The sequence below is a fragment of the Mesorhizobium sp. genome, from assembly GCF_004962925.1.
Classification (GTDB): Bacteria; Pseudomonadota; Alphaproteobacteria; order Rhizobiales; family Rhizobiaceae; genus Mesorhizobium.
The window spans coordinates 1-3,345 of the sequence record NZ_SUEO01000011.1; the positions used below are offsets into that span (position 1 = coordinate 1).

General features: G+C 66.5%; 4 protein-coding genes and 1 pseudogene. 2 read left to right on the forward strand and 3 right to left on the reverse strand.

The annotated features are described in order from the left end of the window. From E5W87_RS04560 to E5W87_RS04570, 3 genes are all read right to left on the reverse strand, one after another. The coding region (locus E5W87_RS04560; protein WP_292394451.1) for a BatA domain-containing protein at positions 1–386 on the reverse strand (386 nt) is incomplete at its 3' end. Continuing rightward, the gene (locus E5W87_RS04565; protein WP_292394453.1) at positions 383–1,297 is read right to left on the reverse strand and encodes a DUF58 domain-containing protein; all 915 of its coding nucleotides are present in this window, start codon (positions 1,295–1,297) and stop codon (positions 383–385) included. The genes E5W87_RS04565 and E5W87_RS04560, both read right to left, overlap by 4 nt. Continuing rightward, on the reverse strand, positions 1,297–2,301 hold the full coding sequence (locus E5W87_RS04570; protein ID WP_292394455.1) for a MoxR family ATPase: 1,005 nt from the start codon (positions 2,299–2,301) through the stop codon (positions 1,297–1,299). The genes E5W87_RS04565 and E5W87_RS04570 overlap by 1 nt, the downstream gene beginning before the upstream one ends. Positions 2,302–2,447: 146 nt before the next feature. Here E5W87_RS04570 and E5W87_RS04575 point away from each other — a divergent pair, with 146 nt between their 5' ends. Both E5W87_RS04575 and E5W87_RS04580 read left to right on the forward strand, forming a co-directional pair. Next, a complete protein-coding gene (locus E5W87_RS04575) occupies positions 2,448–3,077 on the forward strand; it encodes a DUF1285 domain-containing protein (protein ID WP_292394556.1) in 630 nt (209 codons plus the stop codon). Between the two features lie 14 nt (positions 3,078–3,091). After that, positions 3,092–3,345: pseudogene (locus tag E5W87_RS04580) on the forward strand (CoA pyrophosphatase); the annotation flags it as partial.

Sequence of the window (3,345 nt, forward strand, 5' to 3'; positions counted from 1 at the left end):
GGCACGTCGTTGGAGCTGGCATCGGCGATCAGCCGTTCGGCAGTGGCGACACGCTGACCCCAGTCGGCGGCACTTGCCCAGTCATTGTCGATGACCAGCGCAAGGGCGGCGCCTTCGGCCGGCAGTCTTTCGCGCGGGTTGAAGACAGGTTCGGCCAGCGCCGCAACGATAAGGGCGGCCATCAGCAGCCTGAGCAGCGTCAGCCACCACGGGCTTTGTTGCGGCGTCTCCTCGCGCTTCAGCACGCGGGCCAGGATCTTCAGCGGCGGGAATATCTCGGTCTGCGGCTTGGGCGGGGTAAACCGCAAAAGCCACCAGATCACCGGCAGTGCCAGAAGGCCCCACAGCACCATCGGCGCCCCGAAGGAGAGCGGCAGCCAGCTCACGCGCGGACCCTCCCGGCTGAGCTGCCATCGACGGTCATCGCCATATGGACACGCACCAGCGCATCGGAGGCGAGACGGTCGGTGTGGTTGACGGTGAAGCTCCAGCCGAGCCGCTTGCACCAGTCGGTCAGTTCCTGGCGGCGGGCGGTGTAAAGCAGGCGGTATTCATCGCCCAGCGTTTCGGCGCGGCCGGCGGTCAGCTTGTCGCCGGTCTCGGGGTCGGTGAATTCGGTGCGACCGGCATAGGGAAATCTCTCCTCGGCCGGGTCGGCGACCTCGATCAGATGGGCACGCACGCCGTGGCGGGCGAGCACGTCGAGCCAGGCGATGGTGTCCTCGACCGGATCGAGGAAATCGCTGACGATGACGATGTCGCAGAAGCGGCGGATGGCGGACAGGTCGGGCTTTGCCGGAAGCTCGCCGGCATGGGTGAGTTGCGCCGCGATACGCTCGGCGCCGTTGCGGGCAGTGAACGGATCGGTCAGTCCGGGCCAGGCGATACGCTCGCCGCTGCGCGACAGAAGCTCGGCCATGGCCAGCGCCAGCACCAGCGCGCGGGACTCCTTCGAGACGGTGGCACCGGTCGATTTGTAGAGCATGGAAGGCGAGGGATCTGCCCACAGCCACACCGTATGGGCGGCCTCCCATTCGCGGTCGCGCACATAGATGTGATCGTCGCGGGCCGAGCGGCGCCAGTCGATGCGCGAGGAATCGCCTTCGACATAGGGCCGGAACTGCCAGAAATTCTCGCCGATGCCGCGCTTGCGACGGCCGTGCCAGCCGGCGATCACCGTGTTGACGATGCGGCGCGCCTCGACCAGCAGGTCAGGGACCAGCGACGCCCGCAACCGGCCGCGGGCGAGCGCGTCACGCGTCGCTGCCGGTGCTTGGGCCTCGCCTATACGCGCCATCAGATGCCTTTTGCCAGTTTCGCCACCACGTCGCGCACGGTCGTGCCCTCGGCACGGGCGGCAAAGGTCAGCGCCATGCGGTGTTGCAGCACCGGCTCGGCCAGCGCTCTGACATCGTCGACCGACGGCGCCAGCCGTCCGTCGTAGAGGGCGCGCGCGCGGGCGCACAGTGTCAGCGCCTGGCTGGCGCGCGGGCCCGGGCCCCAGGCGACGTGCTTGTCGGTCTCGGCATTGCCCTGGCCGGGGCGCGCCGAGCGCACCAGCTGGAGGATCGCCTCGACGACGCTTTCCGGCACCGGCATGCGGCGGATCAGGGTCTGGATCTCCTTCAGCCGCGCCGGCTGCAGCACGTTCTGCGCCTTGGCGTCTTCGATGCCGGTGGTTTCCAGAAGAATGCGGCGCTCCGCCTCAATTTCCGGGTAGAGGATGTCGACCTGCATCAGGAAACGGTCGAGCTGTGCCTCGGGCAGCGGGTAGGTGCCCTCCTGCTCCAGCGGGTTCTGCGTCGCCAGCACATGGAAGGGCGCCGGCAGGTCGTGGCGGGCACCGGCGATGGTGACGTGGTACTCCTGCATCGACTGCAGCAGCGCCGACTGGGTGCGCGGCGAGGCGCGGTTGATCTCGTCGGCCATCAGCAGCTGCGCGAAGATCGGCCCGGAGATGAAGCGGAAGGAACGCCTACCGAATTCGTCCTGCTCCATCACCTCTGAGCCGAGAATGTCGGACGGCATCAGGTCGGGCGTGAACTGGATGCGGCGGGAATCGAGACCGAGCACGATGCCCAGCGTCTCGACCAGCTTGGTCTTGGCGAGGCCGGGCACGCCGACCAGCAGCGCATGGCCACCGGCCAGCAGCGCCACCAGCGTGCGTTCGACGACGCTTTCCTGGCCGAAGATGACGCGGCCGACGCCTTCGCGAACCCTGGAAATGTCGGCCAGCGCCGTCTCGGCCTGGTCAATCATATCCTTTTCGCTGATCGGGCTTTCCTTGATCATCACGCTCATGCAGCATCGATCCTTCTCGTTGGAAATACCGGCTTGCACCTTCGACGCCGCAGAATGCCGCGATTCGGCCTCGCATGGCGCCTGTCTTTGAACTTAAATCACAGACTTAGGCTGACAAGCGGAACAACAGTGACTATTTCGTGACCATGACAGAACGCGCCGAGGATCGTGAAGAGAGTTTGACGGCCGCCACCGAGGCGCGTGGACTGGAGGCGCTGATCTCGCGTGCCCCCCGCGCAGGCAAGGGACCGGCGCCGGTGGAGCGCTGGAATCCGGCCTTTTGCGGGGATCTCGACATGGAGATCAGAGAGGACGGCACCTGGTTCTACCAGGGCACACCGATCGGCCGCATGCCGCTGGTGCAGCTGTTTTCCTCCGTGCTGCGCAAGGACGAAGACGGCAAGACGTATCTGGTGACGCCGGTAGAAAGGGTCGGCATCCGCGTCGTCGATGCGCCCTTCATCGCCGTCGAGATGGACGTTTCCAGCACCGGCGATGGCCAAGTCATCACCTTCCGCACCAATGTCGGCGATGTGATCGAGGCCGGGCCGGACCATCCGCTGCGTTTCATCGACGAGGACGCGACCGGTGGCCTGAAACCCTATGTGCTGGTGCGCGGACGGCTGGAGGCGCTGGTGGCGCGGCCGGTCATGTACGAACTGGTCGAGCATGGCGAAGAGATCGAGGTCGGCGGCAGGAGGATGTTTGCCGTTCGCTCGAAGGGCGCGGTCTATCCGATCATGCCGGCGGAAAAACTGCAGCGGCTGAGCGCGTGATGGGGCAGCGTATGATGGATCAGGTGACGCCGGTGCCGTTTTCCGTCGAGGATTTTCGCGCCCGCGTCGCGGCACAGCCGCTGGCGCATGCCGCAGACGACTACGGCGACCATCGCTTCAATCCCGGCCATCCGCGTTTGAAGCTCGCGAAGGCCCTGCGCGATGCCGCCGTGCTGATCCCGGTGGTCGATCACGGACGCGACGCCACGGTTCTGCTCACCAAACGGGCGGAAAACCTGCGCAACCATTCGGGGCAGGTGGCCTTCCC